The following is a 17872-nucleotide window of genomic DNA, read 5'->3' on the forward strand; positions in this document are numbered from 1 at the left end:
AGTCCATCCGGTTTATTGATATGCCCTCACGGCACCGGCCGATGCTGATGTGTCAGACCCTACCCGCAAGGTTCCGACTCACCGGTCGTCCCGACCAGTTCAATCCGGTCAATCCCGGCGAAGAGATGATCCGCCATGGCAAGATCCGTTGCGAAATGCATGGGATCGGCGTGACCGCAGATCACGTCGGGGAAATGCCAGTCCACCGTTGCCAGAACCTTGTCTTTTGCCAGGATCGCCACTTTCAACGGATGCCGCCTGCCGATACCCCGCGCGCTCTGATAGCCGTCGGCAATACAATAGAGCTCCAATCTCACCTTGCCTTCGGCGACATGCTGAACCGACACCTCGATATCGCAAAAGCCGAACGCGGCGTCGTCGCTCGAACCTTCCATGTAGAAATAGAAAGCGCCTATCGCGCCATGCGTACATGGGCCAAGCGCGCTGTCGCGCGGCACTTGCGGGTCAGGGCGGGCTGGCGTGCGCGGTGGCAGCGGTCCCAGCGAACAGAATTGGGGATAGGAATAGCACGTACCCAGGACAACCTCCCTCTCAACGGGCGCGGCGCGCCGTCGACCTCGTTTCGAGGCCGAGCAGGCTTCGCGCATTGTCGGCGAATGCTTCGCGCGCAATGCCGAGCGCCGCTTCTGCGAATTCCGCCGGACGGTCCTGCTTGATGGTAAAGGGATAATCCGACCCCACCACCAACCGCGCCTCGCCGACTTTTGTAACGAGATAGTCCAGCGCCGCGCGATCATAGAGGATGGTATCGTAATAAAATGCCTTCGCCATCTCGCCGGGATCGCTTGAAAACAGGCTATCCAGGGGTGGTCCGATCGTTCTCGCATGCCGCAAGCGCGGCAATATCCAGGGCAGCGCGCCGCCGCCATGGCTGAGCAAGAACCGCAGCTTCGGAAATGCCTCGACAATACCGTTCGTCATCAGGGACACCGCCGCGAAGGCGGTTTCCAACGGGAATGCGGCAACGGCGGCGAGTTCGGGCCGTCCGCCCATGCGGTCGAGGCCGAGCGGATGCAGCGGATGGACCATCACCATCAGGCCGGCCTGTTCAGCCGCGGCATAGACCTCGCGCAGCCGCGCATCGCCGATCGGAATGCCGTTGATATGCGTGCCGATCTCGATGCCACGCAGGCCGAGCGAACTCACTTCTTCCAGCCGTCTGGCCGCGAGCGCCGTATCCTGCATCGGCACCATACCGATGCCGACGAAATGCCGGGGGTGTGCGTTGCACAGTTCCGCGATCCCTTCATTGACATGACGGCAGAGCGCGTCCGCGTCCCCGGCTGGAAACCAGTGCGACAACAACTCCGGCATCGGTGAAACCACCTGCACATCGACGTCATCAGCCGCCATGTCATCGGTCCGGCGTTCTGCATCCCAGCTTCTGGAATCGATGACGCGAAATACCTTGCCACCGACGATGACCGCGGCAGCGTCGTTCCCCCTGGTCTCGATCGACGGCCAGAGCGGATTGCGTCCCGTTTCCAACGGGATGCTGCGCGGAACGAAATGGGTATGGATGTCGATGGCCTCGGCCAAAGCGCTTCCTCGTTCTCGTTATGCACCGAAACGTGCCGTGCCAAACATTCCGCAGGCGCCGCCGCGATGTCACTTTACAAGCAGGTTGGACTGTTTTTATTATGCTTGCAATCGAAGAATAATGTCGGCCGCGGCAATCGCGGCCTGGGGAGCGGAAACGGACGAGGTCCGAAATTGTCGGCGCAGATCGAAAACATCGTGATTGCAGGTGCGGGCCAGGCCGGCGGCCGGGCCGCGGAAGCCCTGCGGGCGAAGGGCTTTCAGGGTGCCATCACGATGCTCGGCGAAGAACCGCATCCGCCCTATGAGCGGCCGCAACTCTCGAAGGAAATGCTTCACGCGCCGGACGTACCCGTCAGCTATATCAAGCAGGCCGGTGACTGGCAGGACAAGTTGGGAGTCCGGCTCGAAACCGGCGCGGCCGTAACGGATTGCGACGCCGATCGCCGGACCGTATCGACCACGGACGGCCGCTCATTCGCTTTCGACCGCCTGCTGATCGCGACCGGCACGCGCCCTCGCCGCTTCGCGGCGCTCGAGAATTGCGGGCTTGACGTTCAATACCTCCGCAACGTCGAGGATGCGCTGCGCTTCCGCAAGTCGATCCAGAACAAGTCACGGCTGGTGATCGTCGGCGGTGGCGTGATCGGTCTGGAAGCGGCCTGTGCAGCGGCGATCATGGGATGCGCGGTCACCGTGATCGAAAGCGAACAGCGCCTGCTGGCGCGCGCGTTTCCTTCCATCGTCAGCGATCTCGTCGCGGCAAAGCACCGGAGCCATGGCGTCGGCTTCATCTTCGGCACGACGGTTAGCGGTGCCACCGCTGACGGCGTAACCCTCTGCGACGGTCGCATGATCGCCGCCGATCTCGTGCTGGTCGGCATTGGGGTTGAATCGGTACCGACAGTCGCCGATCGGCTAGGGCTGCCGTCGGCTACGGGAATCGCGGTAGACGCCAACGGGCGTACCGCGGCGCCCGGCGTGTTCTGCGCAGGAGATGCGGCGCTGCAATGGAGCCGCTGCCATGGCCGCGCCATCCGGGTCGAAACCTGGGCCAATGCGCAGAACCAGGCGATATCGGTCGCCGCCAACATGATTGGTGAGGCAAGCGAATATAACGACCCGCCCTGGTTCTGGACCGATCAATACGACCTGAACATCCAGGTCGCCGGCGACATGCTCGACAGCGATCACATCGTTCGCGGCGATACGCGTTCGGGGAAGTTCTCGGTGATCGCGATGCGCGGTTCGGATGTAGTCGGCGCGCTGTCGGTCAATGCCGCCAAGGAGATGGCCGTGCTGCGGCGCGTGATCGCGGCGAGCAAGCGCCCCGCCCGCGCGGACCTGGAGTCACGAGCCTACGATCTGCGGACCGCCTTGAAATGAAAACAAGCAAAGAACCTTTTGGGGAGAGACAGCAATGAACGCGTTCCAGCGGATGAGCACCGCGCTCATGGTCGACGAATCCAAAAAGATCTTCAAGGTTTCGCGCCAGGCCTTTGTCGATCCCGAGATTCTGGAAGCCGAACGGACGCGGATATTCGACAAAAGCTGGCTCTATCTCGGCCATAGTTCCGAACTCGCCAAGCCCGGCGATTTCGTCACCCGCCAGGTGGGCGGCCGGAATATCCTTTTCGCACGCGACGGCAAAGGCAATCTCAGGGCGATGCTGAACACCTGTCCGCATCGCGGGGCGCAAGTCTGCCGGGAAAAACACGGTAGCGCCAAATCCTTCCAGTGCTTCTATCACGGCTGGGTGTTCGCTCTCGACGGAACGCTGCGCAGCCAGCCGGGGGAGACGTCTTACGCCGAGGATTTCAAGGAGCGCTCGACCTCCAACATGCAGCAGGTCCCGCGCTTCGAGAGTTACCGCGACTTCAACTTCATCTGTTTCGACAAGGGCGTCGAAGACCTGTCGGACTATCTCGGCCCGGTCAAGGAATATCTCGACGNTGATCTGCGACCAGGCCGAGTCCGGGATGACCATCGTCGGCGGCACGCAGGANATATTCGATGCGCGCCAACTGGAAGCTTTTGACCGAAAACAGCATCGACGGCTATCACGCACTGACAACGCACGCGACCTATCTGGACTATCTGAAATCGGCGACCGGGGCGCTGGCACAGGTCGCATTCGAGGGATCGGCCCGCGATCTCGGCAAGGGCCATGCCGTGCTCGAGTACAAGGCGCCCTGGGGCCGCCCCGTGGCGCAGTGGATTCCTTCCTGGGGCGAGGAAGGCAAGCGCGAACTCTCGCGCCTCTATGACGGCCTGCTCACGCGGTTCGGGAAGGAACGCGCCGACCGCATCGCCACCTTCAATCGCAACCTGTTCATCTTCCCGAACCTGGTGATCAACGACATCATGGCGGTGACGGTGCGGACCTATTATCCCGCCGCGCCCGATTTCATGAATATCAGCGCCTGGGCTCTCGCCCCCAGGGAGGAGACCGAATGGGCGCGAAAGTACCGGCTGTTCAACTTCCTCGAATTTCTCGGGCCCGGCGGCTTTGCGACGCCCGACGACGTCGAGGCGCTCGAACAATGTCAGCGCGGCTTTCGCAACTCCGCCGAGGCGCAGTGGAACGATATTTCAAAGGGCATGGGCAAGGAAAACCCGTCCTATGACGACGAGTTGCAGATGCGCGCGTTCTGGTCGAACTGGAATGAACACGTTTTCAGGGTGCCGGCATGAGCGACGGAGCAACAGTCATGCAAGCCATAGCTCGCACGGAAGTCGAAGATTTCCTGTTCGCCGAAGCCGAACTACTTGACGAATGGCGCCTGCCGGAATGGCTGGAATTGTTCACGGACGATGCGATTTACTATGTCCCGGCCACCGATCTTGCGGTCGATGCTTCGCCCGACAACAATTTGTTCTATGTCGCCGATGACCGCTTCCGGCTCAGCGAGCGGGTCAAGCGCCTGATGAAGCGAACCGCGCACGCCGAGTTCCCGCATTCGAGGACGCGTCACCTCGTCAGCAACGTGCGAATCCGAAAACAGATCGGCGACGAACTGGAGGTCAGCTCGGCATTCATCACCTATCGTACCAAGGATGGTGTGACCGATACCTATTTCGGCAGCAATCGCTATCGCCTGGTGCCCGGTAACGGCACGTTCCGGATCAAGGAAAAGCGCTGCCTTCTGGACAGCGAGGGCCTGCGCGCCCAGGGCCGCGTCAGCATCATTCTCTGAAGAAATGGCGGACATGGACAAGAAACTCAGAGATAATGTTGCCATTGTCACCGGTGCGGCGAAAGGCATCGGTCTTGCAATCGCCGAGCGGCTGGCAAGGGACGGCGCCAGGCTGGTGCTTGCCGATATCGACGAGAGCGGACTGCAGCAGGCCACAGCGCATCTCACCAAGGAATTCAGCGCGGAAGTCGCGAGCCATGCCGGCGACCTCGCCAATCAGGATACAGCCGAAAAGACCATCAATCTGGCGTGCGAGCGGTTCGGCCGCCTCGACATTCTCGTCAACAATGCCGGCGGCGGCATCATCAAGGCCTTTGCCGAGCATTCGCCGGAAACGCTGAAGACCACGATCGACCGCAACCTGTGGACCGTCCTGTGGTGCTCCTGGTATGCGGTCCCCAGGATGCGCGCGCAGGCATATGGCCGCATCATCAATCTCGGCGCCGACTCCGTCCGCAATGGCTTGTGGGATCATGCTGCCTATAACGCCGCCAAAGGCGGCGTTCACGGTCTCACGACCGGCATGGCGCGCGAATTCGCCAGAGACGGCATAACCGTGAACACGGTCGCCCCCTGCGCGGTGAATACACCGCAGATGATGGCGATCACGAAGAGCAACCCTCAGCTCGCCGCCAAATTCGTCAGCGTCATTCCCATGGGCCGTCCGGCCGAAATGGAGGAAGTCGCGTCCATGGTCTCTTATCTCGCTTCCGCCGAAGCCTCGTTCGTGACCGGCCAGGTCATCAGCGTCAACGGCGGCAGCACCATGCTCTAGGTTCCGTGCGATGGCAGAAACAGTAATTCTTTGTGCCGCTGATGAGGTGGTGGAAGGCGAAATCAAGCAGGCTCCCCTGCCCGATGGCTCCAATGTCGCGCTCTATCGGGTCGAAGGTGCGATCTACGCCACCGCCGACATGTGCACGCATGGCGAAGCTTCGCTTGCGGAGGAAGGCATCATCAGCGGGAAGATCGTGGAATGCACCTTCCATTTCGGCACGTTCGACGTCACCACCGGCGAACCGACCGGAATGCCCTGCGAGGTCGCGTTGAAAACATATCCCGTCACCATCGTTGACGGGCAGGTTCAGATCGAGGTGTGAAAATGCCGAGCCGTCCCGACCGTGTCCCCGCCCCGCAAAGAACCGTACGCCGATCGCTTGGCACCGCCCGGCGGCGAACCCAGGCGGAACGCACCGAGGAGACGCGAACGCGAATCCTGAAGGCTGCATCGGAGCTGATACGCCGGCGCGGCTACGCCCGTTTTCGAACTGCCGATGTCGCCGCCGAGGCAGGCTTGTCACGGGGGGCGCAACTCCACCATTTCCCGACAAAGGATTCACTGGTCGTGGCGACGCTGGAGTATGTCTTCGAACAGGCCCAGATCCAGAGCCGCCGCCGCGCCGCCGCCATCAACCGGCCGCGCGACCTGATCGAAGCTGTCATCGAGGACGCCCGCGAATTCTTCTTTAGCGAGCATTTCATGGTGGCAATCGACATCGTGCTGTCGACCTCGACCGACCAGGCCGTCCGCAAGCAAATCCTCGACATCTCCCGCAAGGCTCGCCGGCCGGTCGAGACAGCCTGGACCGAGGCGCTGGCGGCGAGCGGCGTTCCGGGCCCGGTGGCGGCCGACATCGTCGCACTTACGCTCAGCGTCGTTCGCGGCATGGCGCTGCGCACGCTCTGGGACAACGATCCAAAATGGTTCGACGAACTGTTCGCGGTCTGGCGGCGGATGATCAAGATTTTCCTCGAGCACCAGCATCCGAAGGCGCGGACACGATGAACAATGGCCGTGCGATACCGCTGATCAATTCGGTCTGCTACGTCCGTCTGGCCGTCAGCGAGCCCGGCGCCAGCGCACACTTTGTCTCCGACATCTTTGGACTGCAACGTGTCGCCGATCAGAATGGCGAGATTGCGTTTCGTTCGGACGACCGGTTTCGCACGGTAAGCCTCGGCCAAAATTCCCCGGACGGTGCAAGCGTTGGGATCGAGGTCTGGGACGATGAGGCGCTGAAGGAAATCGGCCGACAGCTAAGCGAGGCCGGCTTTGCCGCCAGGGGGGCTACTGCCGGCGAGTGCCAGCGCCGCTACGTGCAATCGGCGCTGCTGGCCGAGGATGCATCGGGCAACCGGATTGATCTGGTGGTCCGGCCGACCCGAAGTGGACGGCGCTATTTTCCCGCGCGCGACGCCGGCATCGTCGCGTTCCACGGCGTTGGCCTCCGCACGACCGATCACGCCCGCGACCTCGCGTTCTGGCGTGCGCTTGGCGCCGAGGTAAGCGACTGGGTCGGTGATATCGCCTATCTGCGGATCGACGGACTGCATCATCGCGTTGCGCTGTATCCATCGAAACGCAATGGAATTCTCTACGCGGCATTCGAGGTCGAAGCGCTCGATCAGATCATGCAGAACAGCTATTTCATGCAGGAAAGCCAGATCAGGGTCGTTCAGGGCCCGGGCCGCGAACCGGCCTCGCGCCAGATGTTTCTGCATGTCGAGGGACCCGACGGGCTGATCTTCTCTTATGTGAATGGCATGGCCAGGCTCGATGGAAAGCCGCGGCTGGCGCGGCAGTTTCCGCTCACTGCTACCTCGCTCTGCGACTGGGGTAGCGAAAGCAAAGATGTACCGGAACTGGGCGCAGCGGTGTAGATGCGCGGGAGAGCAGCATGATTCAGCTAAAGGACGTGAGCTACGTTCGCCTCGGTTCGCCCGACCTGGAGTCTGCCGAGATTTTCGCCACGACCTGCCTCGGGCTGCAGATTGCCGAACGCGGCAAGAAGGACCTCTATCTCCGTTCCGACGCCCGCGCGCATACGCTGTGCTATTCCGAAGGCGACCCCAATGATCAGACCGTCGGCTTCGAGGTCGAGGATGAGGCCAGCCTGCAGGAAGCGGCTTCAACGCTGGAGTCGCTCGGCCATGCAGTCCACGCTGGCTCCCCGCATGAAGCCGAGCAACGCAAGGTGAGAGCCTTCATCGGCTTTCGCGATCCGACCGGTAACTACATTGAACTCGTGGTGCGGCCCGAACGAAGCGGGCGCCGATATTTTGCCAGCCGCGACGCCGGGATTACCGGCTTCAGCCATATCGGACTGAATTCCACCGATCCCGCCCGCGACGAACGGTTCTGGACCCAGGTGTGCAACGCCCGCGTCAGCGACCGCATCGGCGACATCCCATTGATGCGCGTCAACGCGATCCATCACACGATCGCGCTTGTGCGTGCCCCGAAGGCCGGCATCCAGCACATCAATCATCAGGTTGAGAGCAGCGACGATGTGCTGCGTTCCTATTATTTCCTCAGTGAGCGCCGCGTTCCAATCGTGTTCGGCCCGGGCCGGCACCCGACGTCGGGCGCACGCTTCCTGTACTTCAAGGGTCCCGACGGCATGATCTTCGAATATTCGGTCGGCGTCGACGAGATCGAGGACGAGGCCACGCACCGGCCGCGGCAATTCGGCTTCGAGCCGACGAGCTTCTGCATGTGGGGCTCAAAGCCCGCCGGCATGGCCTTGCCGAACAACTGAACGCGCTTTTTGGGCCGAGAAAGTTCCTGGCAGGACCGGCGTCGTCAAGCCTCCCCATCGCGGCTCCAGGATACTATGTTAAGGCCATGAAGAATCACGGCCAGCCCCAAGCCATCGGTTCAATTGCCACGCCGGAGCCCTTCCCGCGGCAAAGCTTCGACGACGCACGGGAGGCGGTCGCGGCCTTGCGATCGCTCTATGCGAGAAATACCTCGTTCCTGCGCGATTCCTTTGCCGCGCTCGCGGCCGGTGGCGACAGCAACCGGCGCTACCGGGCCTTCTATCCGGAAGTCAGCGTCACCACGAACTCGTATACCCAGATCGATTCCCGCCAGGCCTATGGCCATATGCCGACGCCCGGGCACTTCTCGACCACGATCACCCAGCCCGACCTGTTCGAAACCTATCTCGTCGAGCAGCTTGATCTGATCATGCACAATCATGGCGTTCCGGTCGTTGTATCGGAATCGGATACGCCGATCCCGCTGCATTTTGCTTTTCTCGAAGGCACCTATGTTGACGGCAGCGCCGCCAAGCACATCAAGCGACCGCTCCGGGACCTGTTCGACGTCCCGGACCTTGATGGAACCGACGATCAGATCGCCAACGGCACATATGAAGCGCCGGTCGGCCGGCCGCGGCCGCTGGCGCAATTCACCGCGCAGCGCGTCGACTATTCGCTGCATCGCCTGACGCACTACACCGCCACCAACCCGCTGCACTTCCAGAATTTCGTACTTTTCACCAACTACCAATTCTACATCGACGAATTCTGCGCGCGCGCCAGGGAGCTGATGGCGAAAGGCGGCGGCGGCTATACTGAATTCGTCGAGCCGGGCAACGTCATCACCTACCCCGGCGAGCAGCGGCTGGATGCCGGCGCGCCGGCACTGCGCCTGCCACAGATGCCGGCGTATCATTTGAAGAAGCCGAACTATGGCGGCATCAGCATGGTCAACATCGGTGTCGGACCGGCGAACGCCAAGACGATCACCGACCATATTGCCGTGCTCAGACCGCATGCGTGGCTGATGCTCGGGCACTGCGCCGGATTGCGCGATACGCAAGCGCTGGGCGACTACGTGCTGGCGCACGCTTACGTGCGGGAAGACCATGTGCTCGACGACGACCTTCCGCTGTGGGTGCCGATTCCCGCGCTCGCTGAAATCCAGGTCGCGCTCGAGGAGGCCGTGGCGGAAGTCACGGGGTTTTCCGGATACGACCTGAAGCGCATTATGCGCACCGGCACCGTGGCCTCCATCGACAATCGCAACTGGGAGCTGCGCGACCGGCGCGGTCCGGTGCAGCGGCTATCGCAGTCGCGGGCGATCGCGCTGGACATGGAATCGGCGACCATCGCCGCCAACGGGTTTCGCTTTCGCGTGCCCTACGGCACCTTGCTGTGCGTATCCGACAAGCCATTGCACGGAGAACTGAAGTTGCCCGGCATGGCCACCGAATTCTACAAGCGGCAGGTCAGTCAGCACCTGACGATCGGCATCAGGGCGCTGGAAAAGCTGGCTGATATGCCGTTGGAGCGGTTGCACTCGCGCAAGCTCCGAAATTTTTCGGAAACCGCTTTCCAGTAAGCAGTGAGCTATCGCGTCCCGTAAGCGCGATCTCCGGCATCGCCGAGGCCGGGCAGGATAAAGGCGTTCGCATCCAGCCCCTCGTCGATGCCGGCCGTCCACAACCGAACGTCGGGATGCAGACCGCGAAAGCGCTCCACCCCCTCCGGCGCGGCAAGCAGGCACACCAGCCGGATATCCTTTGCGCCGCGTTCCTTCAGCCTGTCCACCGCCGCCACCGCCGTGTTCGCGGTTGCAAGAACCGGCGACACCACGATCGCCAATCGCTCGTGAAGATCGGACGGCGATTTGAAAAAATATTCGACTGCCACGAATGTCTGCGGTTCGCGGTAGAGTCCGATATGCGCGACGCGGGCGGTCGGAACGAGATCCAGCATTCCGTCGACAAAGGTCACCCCTGCCCGCAATACCGGCACGAAGACCAGTTTCTTTCCCGCGATCTTGGCGGAGTGCATGCGCGCAAGCGGCGTCTCGACCTCCACATCGGTCAACGGCAGATCGCGCGTCACCTCGTAACAGAGCAGCATCCCGATCTCCTTGAGGAGCTCGCGAAACGACTTGGTCGAAATCGTCTTGTCCCGGATCAGCGTAAGCTTGTGCTGGACCAGCGGGTGATCCACGATCGTAACGCCTTCCATGCTCTTGCCCTCTTGCGAATAGTCGCTCAAAAAACCGTACCGTCGCTGATGACCTTGACGGGCGGAGAGCCGTCGGGCCGGCGTTCGAACGCCATCGCCCTGCCCGCCGCCCAGGTGCCACCTTCCAGAATCTTCGCCAGTGGAAGCGAGAGGGCGTCAAGACCTACGCGCTGCCGCAGCAGATCCGCCAACCGGTCCAGCAGCGCAACGGTCAACGCCCTCCACTCGACCACGAGCGGAGATGCGACATCGTGTTCGCGTTGCGCGTCCGCGGGGTCGCGAAATGCCAGCACCCCGGCGTCGACAAACAATCCGCCATTGCGGTATTCCGCGAGGCCCGTCAGGCCGTCGATATCGGTGACCTGCAGCCCCGCCCGCTGCATCGGCTCGATCAGCGAATAGGACAGCCACTGCGACAGCTTGTGCAGCGGCACCAGCTCGCTGGTAGCGTCTTCTGTCTTGAGCGCCGGATGACGCCAGCAATCCCCCAGCGGGATTCCGCCGAGCGTGATGCGCGACGGCCAGATCGGCCCCAACTGGCGTAACAGCTCCGCCAAAATCGTCGGGGCCTCGATCACCCCCTGCTCGGCCGCCTCCGTGAGGTGATCGAACAATCCGCCGGGTCGGGCCGTGTCGCCGCGAGCGAAAACCTGCGGCGCCGCCGATACCTGTTCACCCAGCCGGCGAAGAAGGCTGACACGGCCTTCGAGGCCAACCAGCCGATTGTCGTCCGCAACCTGAAAGCCAGTCCGCAGATCGGCAACGGTCAATCGCTGAAGCACAGCGGCATCGGCCCGCAACGGTTCGTCAGCCTTCGCTGAGAAGGCACCGCGCGCAAACATATCCAGGCTGGCAAGCGCCAGCCCCTCCGAACGGCCAATGCTGGCGCCGGTCAAGGGATCGCGATAGCGCCACGACGGACCTGCACCGGCGTCGAGAAGCACACTGACGATGGCGAGGTCAAATTCGGAACGGGCGCGCTCTTTGCCGTCGCGCCAGTCCCTCGCGTCGGCAAGCGCCGCCCAGCGATCAACGCCACCGACAACGAAATGTCGCCAGCGAGAATGAAAGGGCACATCGAAGGTCGGATAGGCCTTGCGCGTTGTCGCAAGCACGAGGTCTACCGCCGCGTCGAGCCGGCCAAGGTCCACCCGGAAATGGCGAAGCTGGTCGTTCAAGCCGATTTCGAGCATCCGGTGGGCGCGAGCGCGCACCGCTTGCGCACTCAAAAGAGAAAAGGCGTCTGCGCTCGTGTCTGCGGTCACGATCAAAGGTCCGGCCCGCCCTAATATTTTTCGAGCGGCCGGCCGGAGGCGATCAGGTCCTCGGGCTTCTGGTCCGGCGAAAAATATCCAGCGGCCTTCTTGGCGGCGATTTCCACATGGGCGTCGGCCGGAATCATGTCGTCGGGAATGGCGACGCGCTCGACAATTTCGATGCCCTGCCCCGTCAGCGCATCGTACTTCATGTCGCTCATCGAGATGAACCGGTCGATGCGCTTCAATCCAAGCCAGTGAATGACGTCCGGCATCAATTGCTGGAAACGCGCATCCTGCACCCCGGCAACGCATTCCGTTCGTTCGAAATAGGCGGCCGCATCGTCGCCTGCTTCCTGGCGCTTACGCGCATTGTAGACCAGAAACTTCGTGACCTCGCCGAGCGCCCTTCCTTCCTTGCGGTTGTAGACGATGACGCCGAGACCGCCGGCTTGTCCGGCACGCGCGCATTCCTCGATGCCATGGATGAGATAAGGACGGCAGGTGCAGATATCGGAGCCGAAGACATCCGAGCCATTGCATTCGTCATGGACCCGGCAGGTAATTTTGGTCCGATGGTCCGGAAGCTTCGTGACGTCGCCGAACAGATAGACGGTCATCCCGCCTATCGGCGGAAGGAAGACCTGCAGATCCGGTCGCGTGACAAGCTCGGGAAACATGCCGGCCGTCTGTTCGAACAGCGCACGCCGCAGGTTGGTCACGCTGGTGCCGAAGCGCTGCGCGATCCCCGGCAGATACCAGACCGGATCGATCGCGATCTTGACGACGGAGACCGAGCCGCTGGCGTGAACGAACTCACCATCGGGCTCCAGCCGCTTGGCGGCCAGAGCCGCCTGAATTTCGGGCAGATCGAGACGGGCGCGCGTGATCGCGATGCTCGGCCTGATGTCGATACCCTCAGCGATTTCGGCGCGAAAATTCTCGGCGACGAGATGTCCCCAGGGGTCAAGGGCCACAATGCGTTCCGGATCCATCCATTGCGAGAACGGCCCAACGGTCGCGGCCGGATGCGTGTTGGTCAGATCGGGGCGACGGATCGGGTCCAGCGCGCCCGAAGATACGGCAAGCGCGCGGTAGACAGCATAGGAGCCTCCGTGGGTGCCAATCACGTTGCGATCCTGTGGACGCGATACCGTCCCGATGATCGGACCACGCTCACGCGCGGTCGGCGCGCCCCACCGGATCGGGAATTCATGCGTCGCGCCGGGCACCGGATGCGATGTCAGGCGAATATGGTCGGTACGATTGGACTGGCTCATCTTTCGGTAGTCCCAAAACGGCAACGGCCCGCCTGAATGACGGGCCTGACCGGAAAACCAATTGAATTTGCACGGGTCACTGACCCCTAGGAGAGCATTATATAAGCAAGTTACGCGTATGCACAACCATCAAGAGGGATAATCCGCCCTTCAGTCGAGTGCCGTCGGCTGACCAGAATCCATGGCCCGACGCCCTCCAAGGGTAAATCACCGGTATCAACGTTCCATCACTTTTTAAGATAGCCGACGACGCCTGCGAAGCGCGTGCCGATCCGGTGCGCTACAACGTCAGGCTGGGTAGATCGAGGCCGTTGGCGCGGGCACATGCGACAGCACTTTCATAGCCTGCATCGGCATGGCGCATGACGCCTGTCGCCGGATCGTTCCACAGCACGCGTTCGAGACGGCGCGCGGCCTCCGGCGTTCCATCGGCGACGATGACCATCCCGGCGTGCTGCGAATAGCCGATCCCGACGCCTCCGCCATGATGCAGCGAGACCCAGGTGGCCCCGCTGGCGCAATTGAGCAGCGCATTGAGCAGCGGCCAGTCGGACACGGCATCCGAGCCGTCGCGCATCGCCTCGGTTTCGCGGTTCGGGCTCGCGACCGAGCCGCTGTCGAGATGATCGCGGCCGATGACGATCGGCGCCTTCAGCTCACCCTTCGCCACCATTTCATTGAACGCCATGCCGAGCCGGTGGCGATCGCCAAGGCCGACCCAGCAGATCCGCGCCGGCAGCCCCTGAAATTTGATCCGCGCTTTGGCCATGTCGAGCCAGTTGTGCAGATGCTTGTCGTCAGGCATCAGCTCCTTGACCTTGGCATCGGTGCGGAAGATGTCCTCGGGGTCGCCCGATAGCGCCGCCCACCGGAACGGCCCTACGCCCCGGCAGAACAGCGGACGGATGTAGGCCGGAACGAAACCGGGGAAATCGAACGCGTTGTTCAGTCCCATGTCCTTGGCCATCTGGCGAATGTTGTTGCCGTAGTCGAGCGTGGGAATACCCTGTGCATGGAAATCCAGCATGGCCTGGACGTGGCCGACCATCGAGGTCTTCGCCGCGACTTCAACCGCTTTCGGATCATCGCTGCGTTTCGACTCCCACTCGGCGAGCGTCCATCCCTTCGGCAAATAGCCATTGATCGGATCGTGCGCGCTGGTCTGGTCGGTGACGATGTCGGGCCTGACGCCACGGCGCACAAGTTCCGGAAAAATGTCGGCGGCATTGCCGAGCAGGCCGACCGAGATTGCCTTCTTGCTCTGCGCCGCTTCCGCCATGAGCGCGAGCGCCTCGTCAAGCGAACCTGCCTGCCGGTCGAGGTAGCCCGTGCGCAGGCGCATCTCGATGCGGCTCGGTTGGCATTCGATCGCCAGCATCGACGCCCCGGCCATGGTTGCGGCCAGCGGTTGCGCGCCACCCATGCCGCCAAGACCCGCGGTCAATATCCACTTGCCCGCGAGATTGCCGCCATAGTGACGCCGCCCGACCTCGACAAAGGTTTCATACGTCCCCTGCACGATGCCCTGGCTGCCGATATAGATCCACGAGCCGGCCGTCATCTGGCCGAACATCATCAGCCCGGCCCTGTCGAGTTCATTGAAGTGATCGAGCGTCGCCCAGTGCGGCACCAGATTCGAGTTCGCGATCAGCACGCGCGGCGCATCGGCATGGGTGCGGAAGATGCCGACCGGCTTGCCCGACTGGACCACCAGCGTCTGGTCGCCCTCGAGCTTGCGCAGCGAGGTGACGATGCGATCGAAACTTTCCCAGTCGCGGGCGGCACGCCCGATTCCGCCATAGACGACGAGCTCGCTCGGACGTTCGGCAACATCGGGATCGAGGTTGTTCATCAGCATTCGGAGCGGCGCTTCCGTCAGCCAGCTCTTGGCGCTGATCTCAGAGCCGTGTGGCGAGCGGATCGTACGGTCGTTGTCCAGTCGGCGGTTCATGACGAATGGCCTCTCTCGGCAAGGATTGGAAACGGGTTCTGTTCGAGCACCGACATCGCGGCCGCCGGCAATGCGCCTGCCCCGACCAGCGCCGTTGCCTTCGCAAGATCGCCGGCCATGTAGCGATCGCCACCCAGCGCCGGCACCTCTTCGCGCAACGCTGCAATGACAGCCACAAGCGCGGGACTGGTCGAATGTGGCGCGCGCAGGGTGATACCCTGCGCCGCAACCAGCAGTTCGATGCCTAGTATCGTGGCGAGATTATCCGCCATGTCGGACAAACGACGCGCCGCGTGCGCGGCCATCGACACATGATCTTCCTGGTTGGCGCTGGTCGGCGTCGAATCGATCGAGCAGGCTGCGGCGCGTTGCTTGTTCTCGGCATAGAGCGCAGCTGCCGTCACTTCGGCAATCATGAAGCCGGAGTTGAGGCCGGGATCGGGCGTCAGGAACGGCGGCAGGCCGAAATTGAGCGCGGGATCGACGAGGGTCGCGATGCGCCGCTCGCTGATCGCGCCGATCTCGGACAGCGCCAGCGCAATCTGGTCGGCCGCAAACGCGACCGGCTCGGCATGAAAATTGCCGCCGGACACGATCTCTCCCGTATCGACCAGGACCAGCGGATTGTCGGTGACAGCGTTGGCTTCGATCGTCAACGTGCGCGCGGCTTGCGCGAGCAGATCAAGCGCGGCGCCGGCCACTTGCGGCTGGCAGCGCAGGCAATATGGATCCTGCACGCGCTCGTCGCCTTCGAGATGCGACATGCGGATATCGCTGCCCTCCAGCAATGCGGTCAGAGCGGCGGCTGCCGCGATTTGTCCGGCATGCGCCCGCAGTTGCTGGATTTCAGGGCGAAACGGCGCCGTCGAAGCCATCGCCGCGTCGACCGACAGGGCGCCTGTCACCAGTGCCGTGGTGGCCAGGCCATGGGCGCGCAACAACCCCGAAATGGCATAGGCGGTGGAAAACTGCGTGCCGTTGATCAGCGCAAGGCCTTCCTTCGGCCCGAGCGTGATCGGCGTAAGATTGGCGACGGCCAGCGCATCGCGGCCCGGCACAATGTCTCCGCCGACCAGCGCCTGCCCCTCCCCGATCATGACGGCCGTCATATGCGCCAACGGCGCGAGATCACCGGAGGCACCGACCGATCCCTGCTGCGGCACCAGCGGACAAATGCCGTGCACAAGCATGGCCTGGAGCTGCTCGATGATCTCGCGGCGCACGCCCGATGCACCTCGCCCCAGCGAGACGATCTTGAGCGCCATCATCAGGCGAACGATCGGCTCCGGCGTCGGCGGCCCAACGCCGCAGCAATGCGAGACAATGAGATTGTGCTGCAGCACGGCCGTCTGGTCGGCCGCGATCCGTTTCGACGCCAGTTTTCCGAACCCGGTATTGATGCCGTAGACGGGAGCTTCCGCGCGTGCGGCTGCCGCAACAATCGCCGATGCAGCTTCAACGCGTGGCCAGAAGGATGGATCGAGCACGACCGGCGCGCCGGCAAGAACGTGCGCCAGATCATCGAGGCTGACCCTGCCAGGCGAAACCACAATGGAGGCGTCGGCGCGGCTCACTGTCCCCTCCACACCCGGCTGTGCAATGGATTGAAGCCGATCCGGTAAACGAGCTCGGCCGGCCGGTCGATGTCCCAGATCGCAAGATCGCAATATTTGCCAGCTTCGAGCGTACCGGTCTCGCCGAGAATGCCGAGCGCTCGCGCCCCTTCCCGCGTCACGCCGGCGAGGCATTCGGCAACGGTCATCCGGAACAGCGTCGCCCCCATATTCATGACCAGCAGCAGCGACGTCAGCGGCGAGCTGCCGGGATTGCAGTCGGTGGCGAGCGCCATGTTCACGCCGTGCGTGCGGAACAGTTCGACCGGCGGCTTTTTCGTCTCACGAATGAAATAGAATGCGCCCGGCAGCAGCACGGCCACCGTCCCTGCCCGCGCCATGGCGGCAACGCCGGCCTCGTCCGTGTGCTCCAGATGATCGGCGGACAAAGCGGAAAATTCCGCAGCGAGCGCGGCGCCGCCGAGGTTCGACAATTGATCCGCATGCAGCTTGATCGGCAATCCGAGCGCCTTGGCTGCGCGGAACACCCGCGTCGTTTGCTCTCCCGAGAACGCAATGCCTTCCATGAAGCCGTCGACGGCGTCGGCCAATCCCGCCTGCGCTACCGCTGGCAACATCTCGCGGCAGACCAGATCGATATATCGGTCCTTGTCGCCATCGGCTTCCGGCGGCAGCGCGTGCGCGCCAAGAAACGACGTTTTGACGGCGACCGGCCGGATGCGGCCCAGCGTACGCGCCGCCGATAGCTGGCGCATCTCGGTTTCCGCATTGAGGCCGTAGCCGGATTTGATCTCCAGTGTCGTCACGCCCTCGCCGATCAGGGCGTCGAGCCTTGGCAGCGCGCCGGCGACAAGCTCGGCCTCGCTGGACGCCCGCGTCGCCGCGACCGTCGAGACAATACCGCCGCCCGCGCGCGCGATCTCTTCATAGCTTGCGCCCTGCAGCCGCAGCTCGAATTCATGCGCGCGGTTTCCGCCAAACACCAGGTGGGTATGACAATCCACCAGTCCCGGCGTGATCCAGCGCCCGGCGCAATCGATCCGTTCAGTGGCATCGGCGTCCGACGGAAAATCGGCGCGGCTGCCTGCAAAGGCAATGCGGCCGGCGCGCGCGGCGACCAGGCCGCCCTCGATCACGCCGAGCCCGGGCAGATCCTCCCGGACCGTGGCGAGCCGGGCGTTGAGCCAGATTCGATCGAAGCGCTCGGCCATGCAGTTCTCCTCCGCGGCAGGAGCTTGACGTATCGATATGTCTATACATAAAATCGTGCGGGTGTTCTGTCCAGCCG

General features: G+C 62.9%; 17 protein-coding genes and 2 pseudogenes. 11 read left to right on the forward strand and 8 right to left on the reverse strand.

From position 1 onward, the window contains the following. Window positions 1–59: 59 nt before the first annotated feature. Complete coding sequence (locus tag CQ14_RS09330; RefSeq protein WP_156434812.1) at window positions 60–458, reverse strand: hypothetical protein; 399 nt, start codon at window positions 456–458, stop codon at window positions 60–62. 94 nt (window positions 459–552) lie between these two features. After that, on the reverse strand, window positions 553–1560 hold the full coding sequence (locus tag CQ14_RS09335; RefSeq protein ID WP_057857610.1) for an amidohydrolase family protein: 1008 nt from the start codon (window positions 1558–1560) through the stop codon (window positions 553–555). A 174-nt stretch (window positions 1561–1734) separates the two neighbouring features. On the opposite strand from CQ14_RS09335, the gene CQ14_RS09340 reads away from it, so the two are divergent. The 11 genes and pseudogenes from CQ14_RS09340 to CQ14_RS09380 all read left to right on the forward strand — a co-directional run bounded on the left by CQ14_RS09340 (window position 1735) and on the right by CQ14_RS09380 (window position 9885). Then, window positions 1735–2946 (forward strand): NAD(P)/FAD-dependent oxidoreductase, encoded by a 1212-nt coding sequence (locus tag CQ14_RS09340; protein WP_199805485.1) that lies wholly within the window; start codon window positions 1735–1737, stop codon window positions 2944–2946. 67 nt (window positions 2947–3013) lie between these two features. Beyond that, the coding region (locus CQ14_RS48190; protein WP_430650160.1) for an aromatic ring-hydroxylating oxygenase subunit alpha at window positions 3014–3512 on the forward strand (499 nt) is incomplete at its 3' end. A gap of 54 nt (window positions 3513–3566) precedes the next feature. Beyond that, window positions 3567–4254, forward strand: a pseudogene (locus tag CQ14_RS48195) (RHO alpha subunit C-terminal catalytic domain-containing protein); the annotation flags it as partial. Between the two features lie 17 nt (window positions 4255–4271). Then, window positions 4272–4757 (forward strand): aromatic-ring-hydroxylating dioxygenase subunit beta, encoded by a 486-nt coding sequence (locus CQ14_RS09350; RefSeq protein ID WP_199805488.1) that lies wholly within the window; start codon window positions 4272–4274, stop codon window positions 4755–4757. A gap of 13 nt (window positions 4758–4770) precedes the next feature. Next, a complete protein-coding gene (locus tag CQ14_RS09355) occupies window positions 4771–5532 on the forward strand; it encodes an SDR family oxidoreductase (protein ID WP_156434814.1) in 762 nt (253 codons plus the stop codon). A 10-nt stretch (window positions 5533–5542) separates the two neighbouring features. Next, window positions 5543–5857 carry a non-heme iron oxygenase ferredoxin subunit gene (locus CQ14_RS09360; RefSeq protein ID WP_057857614.1) on the forward strand — a complete coding sequence of 105 codons (315 nt, stop codon included), beginning with the start codon at window positions 5543–5545 and terminating at the stop codon, window positions 5855–5857. 2 nt (window positions 5858–5859) lie between these two features. Then, window positions 5860–6096, forward strand: a pseudogene (locus CQ14_RS48200) (helix-turn-helix domain-containing protein); the annotation flags it as partial. A gap of 6 nt (window positions 6097–6102) precedes the next feature. Further along, a complete protein-coding gene (locus tag CQ14_RS45980; protein ID WP_057857615.1) occupies window positions 6103–6543 on the forward strand; it encodes a hypothetical protein in 441 nt (146 codons plus the stop codon). Continuing rightward, window positions 6540–7418: a VOC family protein gene (locus CQ14_RS09370; RefSeq protein ID WP_057857616.1), complete on the forward strand. Its 879-nt coding sequence runs from the start codon at window positions 6540–6542 to the stop codon at window positions 7416–7418. The genes CQ14_RS45980 and CQ14_RS09370 overlap by 4 nt, the downstream gene beginning before the upstream one ends. A 17-nt stretch (window positions 7419–7435) precedes the next feature. Then, window positions 7436–8296, forward strand: a complete 861-nt coding sequence (locus tag CQ14_RS09375; RefSeq protein WP_057857617.1) for a VOC family protein — start codon at window positions 7436–7438, stop codon at window positions 8294–8296. 86 nt (window positions 8297–8382) lie between these two features. Beyond that, complete coding sequence (locus tag CQ14_RS09380) at window positions 8383–9885, forward strand: AMP nucleosidase (protein WP_057857618.1); 1503 nt, start codon at window positions 8383–8385, stop codon at window positions 9883–9885. Between the two features lie 8 nt (window positions 9886–9893). On the opposite strand, the gene upp is transcribed toward CQ14_RS09380, so the two are convergent. The 6 genes from upp to hutI form a co-directional block, all read right to left on the reverse strand. Continuing rightward, window positions 9894–10523 (reverse strand): uracil phosphoribosyltransferase, encoded by a 630-nt coding sequence (gene upp, locus CQ14_RS09385; RefSeq protein WP_057857674.1) that lies wholly within the window; start codon window positions 10521–10523, stop codon window positions 9894–9896. Window positions 10524–10549: 26 nt separating this feature from the next. Beyond that, the gene (locus CQ14_RS09390; RefSeq protein ID WP_057857675.1) at window positions 10550–11788 is read right to left on the reverse strand and encodes a URC4/urg3 family protein; all 1239 of its coding nucleotides are present in this window, start codon (window positions 11786–11788) and stop codon (window positions 10550–10552) included. A gap of 20 nt (window positions 11789–11808) precedes the next feature. Beyond that, on the reverse strand, window positions 11809–13059 hold the full coding sequence (locus tag CQ14_RS09395) for a GTP cyclohydrolase II (protein ID WP_057857619.1): 1251 nt from the start codon (window positions 13057–13059) through the stop codon (window positions 11809–11811). A gap of 280 nt (window positions 13060–13339) precedes the next feature. Further along, complete coding sequence (gene hutU, locus CQ14_RS09400; RefSeq protein WP_057857620.1) at window positions 13340–15010, reverse strand: urocanate hydratase; 1671 nt, start codon at window positions 15008–15010, stop codon at window positions 13340–13342. Then, a complete protein-coding gene (hutH, locus tag CQ14_RS09405) occupies window positions 15007–16584 on the reverse strand; it encodes a histidine ammonia-lyase (RefSeq protein WP_057857621.1) in 1578 nt (525 codons plus the stop codon). The genes hutU and hutH overlap by 4 nt, the downstream gene beginning before the upstream one ends. Continuing rightward, window positions 16581–17795, reverse strand: a complete 1215-nt coding sequence (gene hutI / locus CQ14_RS09410) for an imidazolonepropionase (protein WP_057857622.1) — start codon at window positions 17793–17795, stop codon at window positions 16581–16583. The genes hutH and hutI overlap by 4 nt, the downstream gene beginning before the upstream one ends. Window positions 17796–17872 lie beyond the last annotated feature (77 nt).

The organism is Bradyrhizobium lablabi (assembly GCF_001440475.1).
GTDB classification, from domain to species: Bacteria; Pseudomonadota; Alphaproteobacteria; order Rhizobiales; family Xanthobacteraceae; genus Bradyrhizobium; species Bradyrhizobium lablabi.

Coding starts and splice junctions, on each gene's coding strand:
- CQ14_RS09395 (WP_057857619.1), bottom strand. CDS start 13,059: ATGAGCCAGTCCAATCGTACCGACCATATTCGCCTGACATCGCATCCG.
- hutI (WP_057857622.1), bottom strand. CDS start 17,795: ATGGCCGAGCGCTTCGATCGAATCTGGCTCAACGCCCGGCTCGCCACG.
- hutU (WP_057857620.1), bottom strand. CDS start 15,010: ATGAACCGCCGACTGGACAACGACCGTACGATCCGCTCGCCACACGGC.
- CQ14_RS09360 (WP_057857614.1), top strand. CDS start 5,543: ATGGCAGAAACAGTAATTCTTTGTGCCGCTGATGAGGTGGTGGAAGGC.
- CQ14_RS09355 (WP_156434814.1), top strand. CDS start 4,771: ATGGACAAGAAACTCAGAGATAATGTTGCCATTGTCACCGGTGCGGCG.
- CQ14_RS09350 (WP_199805488.1), top strand. CDS start 4,272: ATGCAAGCCATAGCTCGCACGGAAGTCGAAGATTTCCTGTTCGCCGAA.
- CQ14_RS09370 (WP_057857616.1), top strand. CDS start 6,540: ATGAACAATGGCCGTGCGATACCGCTGATCAATTCGGTCTGCTACGTC.
- CQ14_RS09375 (WP_057857617.1), top strand. CDS start 7,436: ATGATTCAGCTAAAGGACGTGAGCTACGTTCGCCTCGGTTCGCCCGAC.
- CQ14_RS09380 (WP_057857618.1), top strand. CDS start 8,383: ATGAAGAATCACGGCCAGCCCCAAGCCATCGGTTCAATTGCCACGCCG.
- upp (WP_057857674.1), bottom strand. CDS start 10,523: ATGGAAGGCGTTACGATCGTGGATCACCCGCTGGTCCAGCACAAGCTT.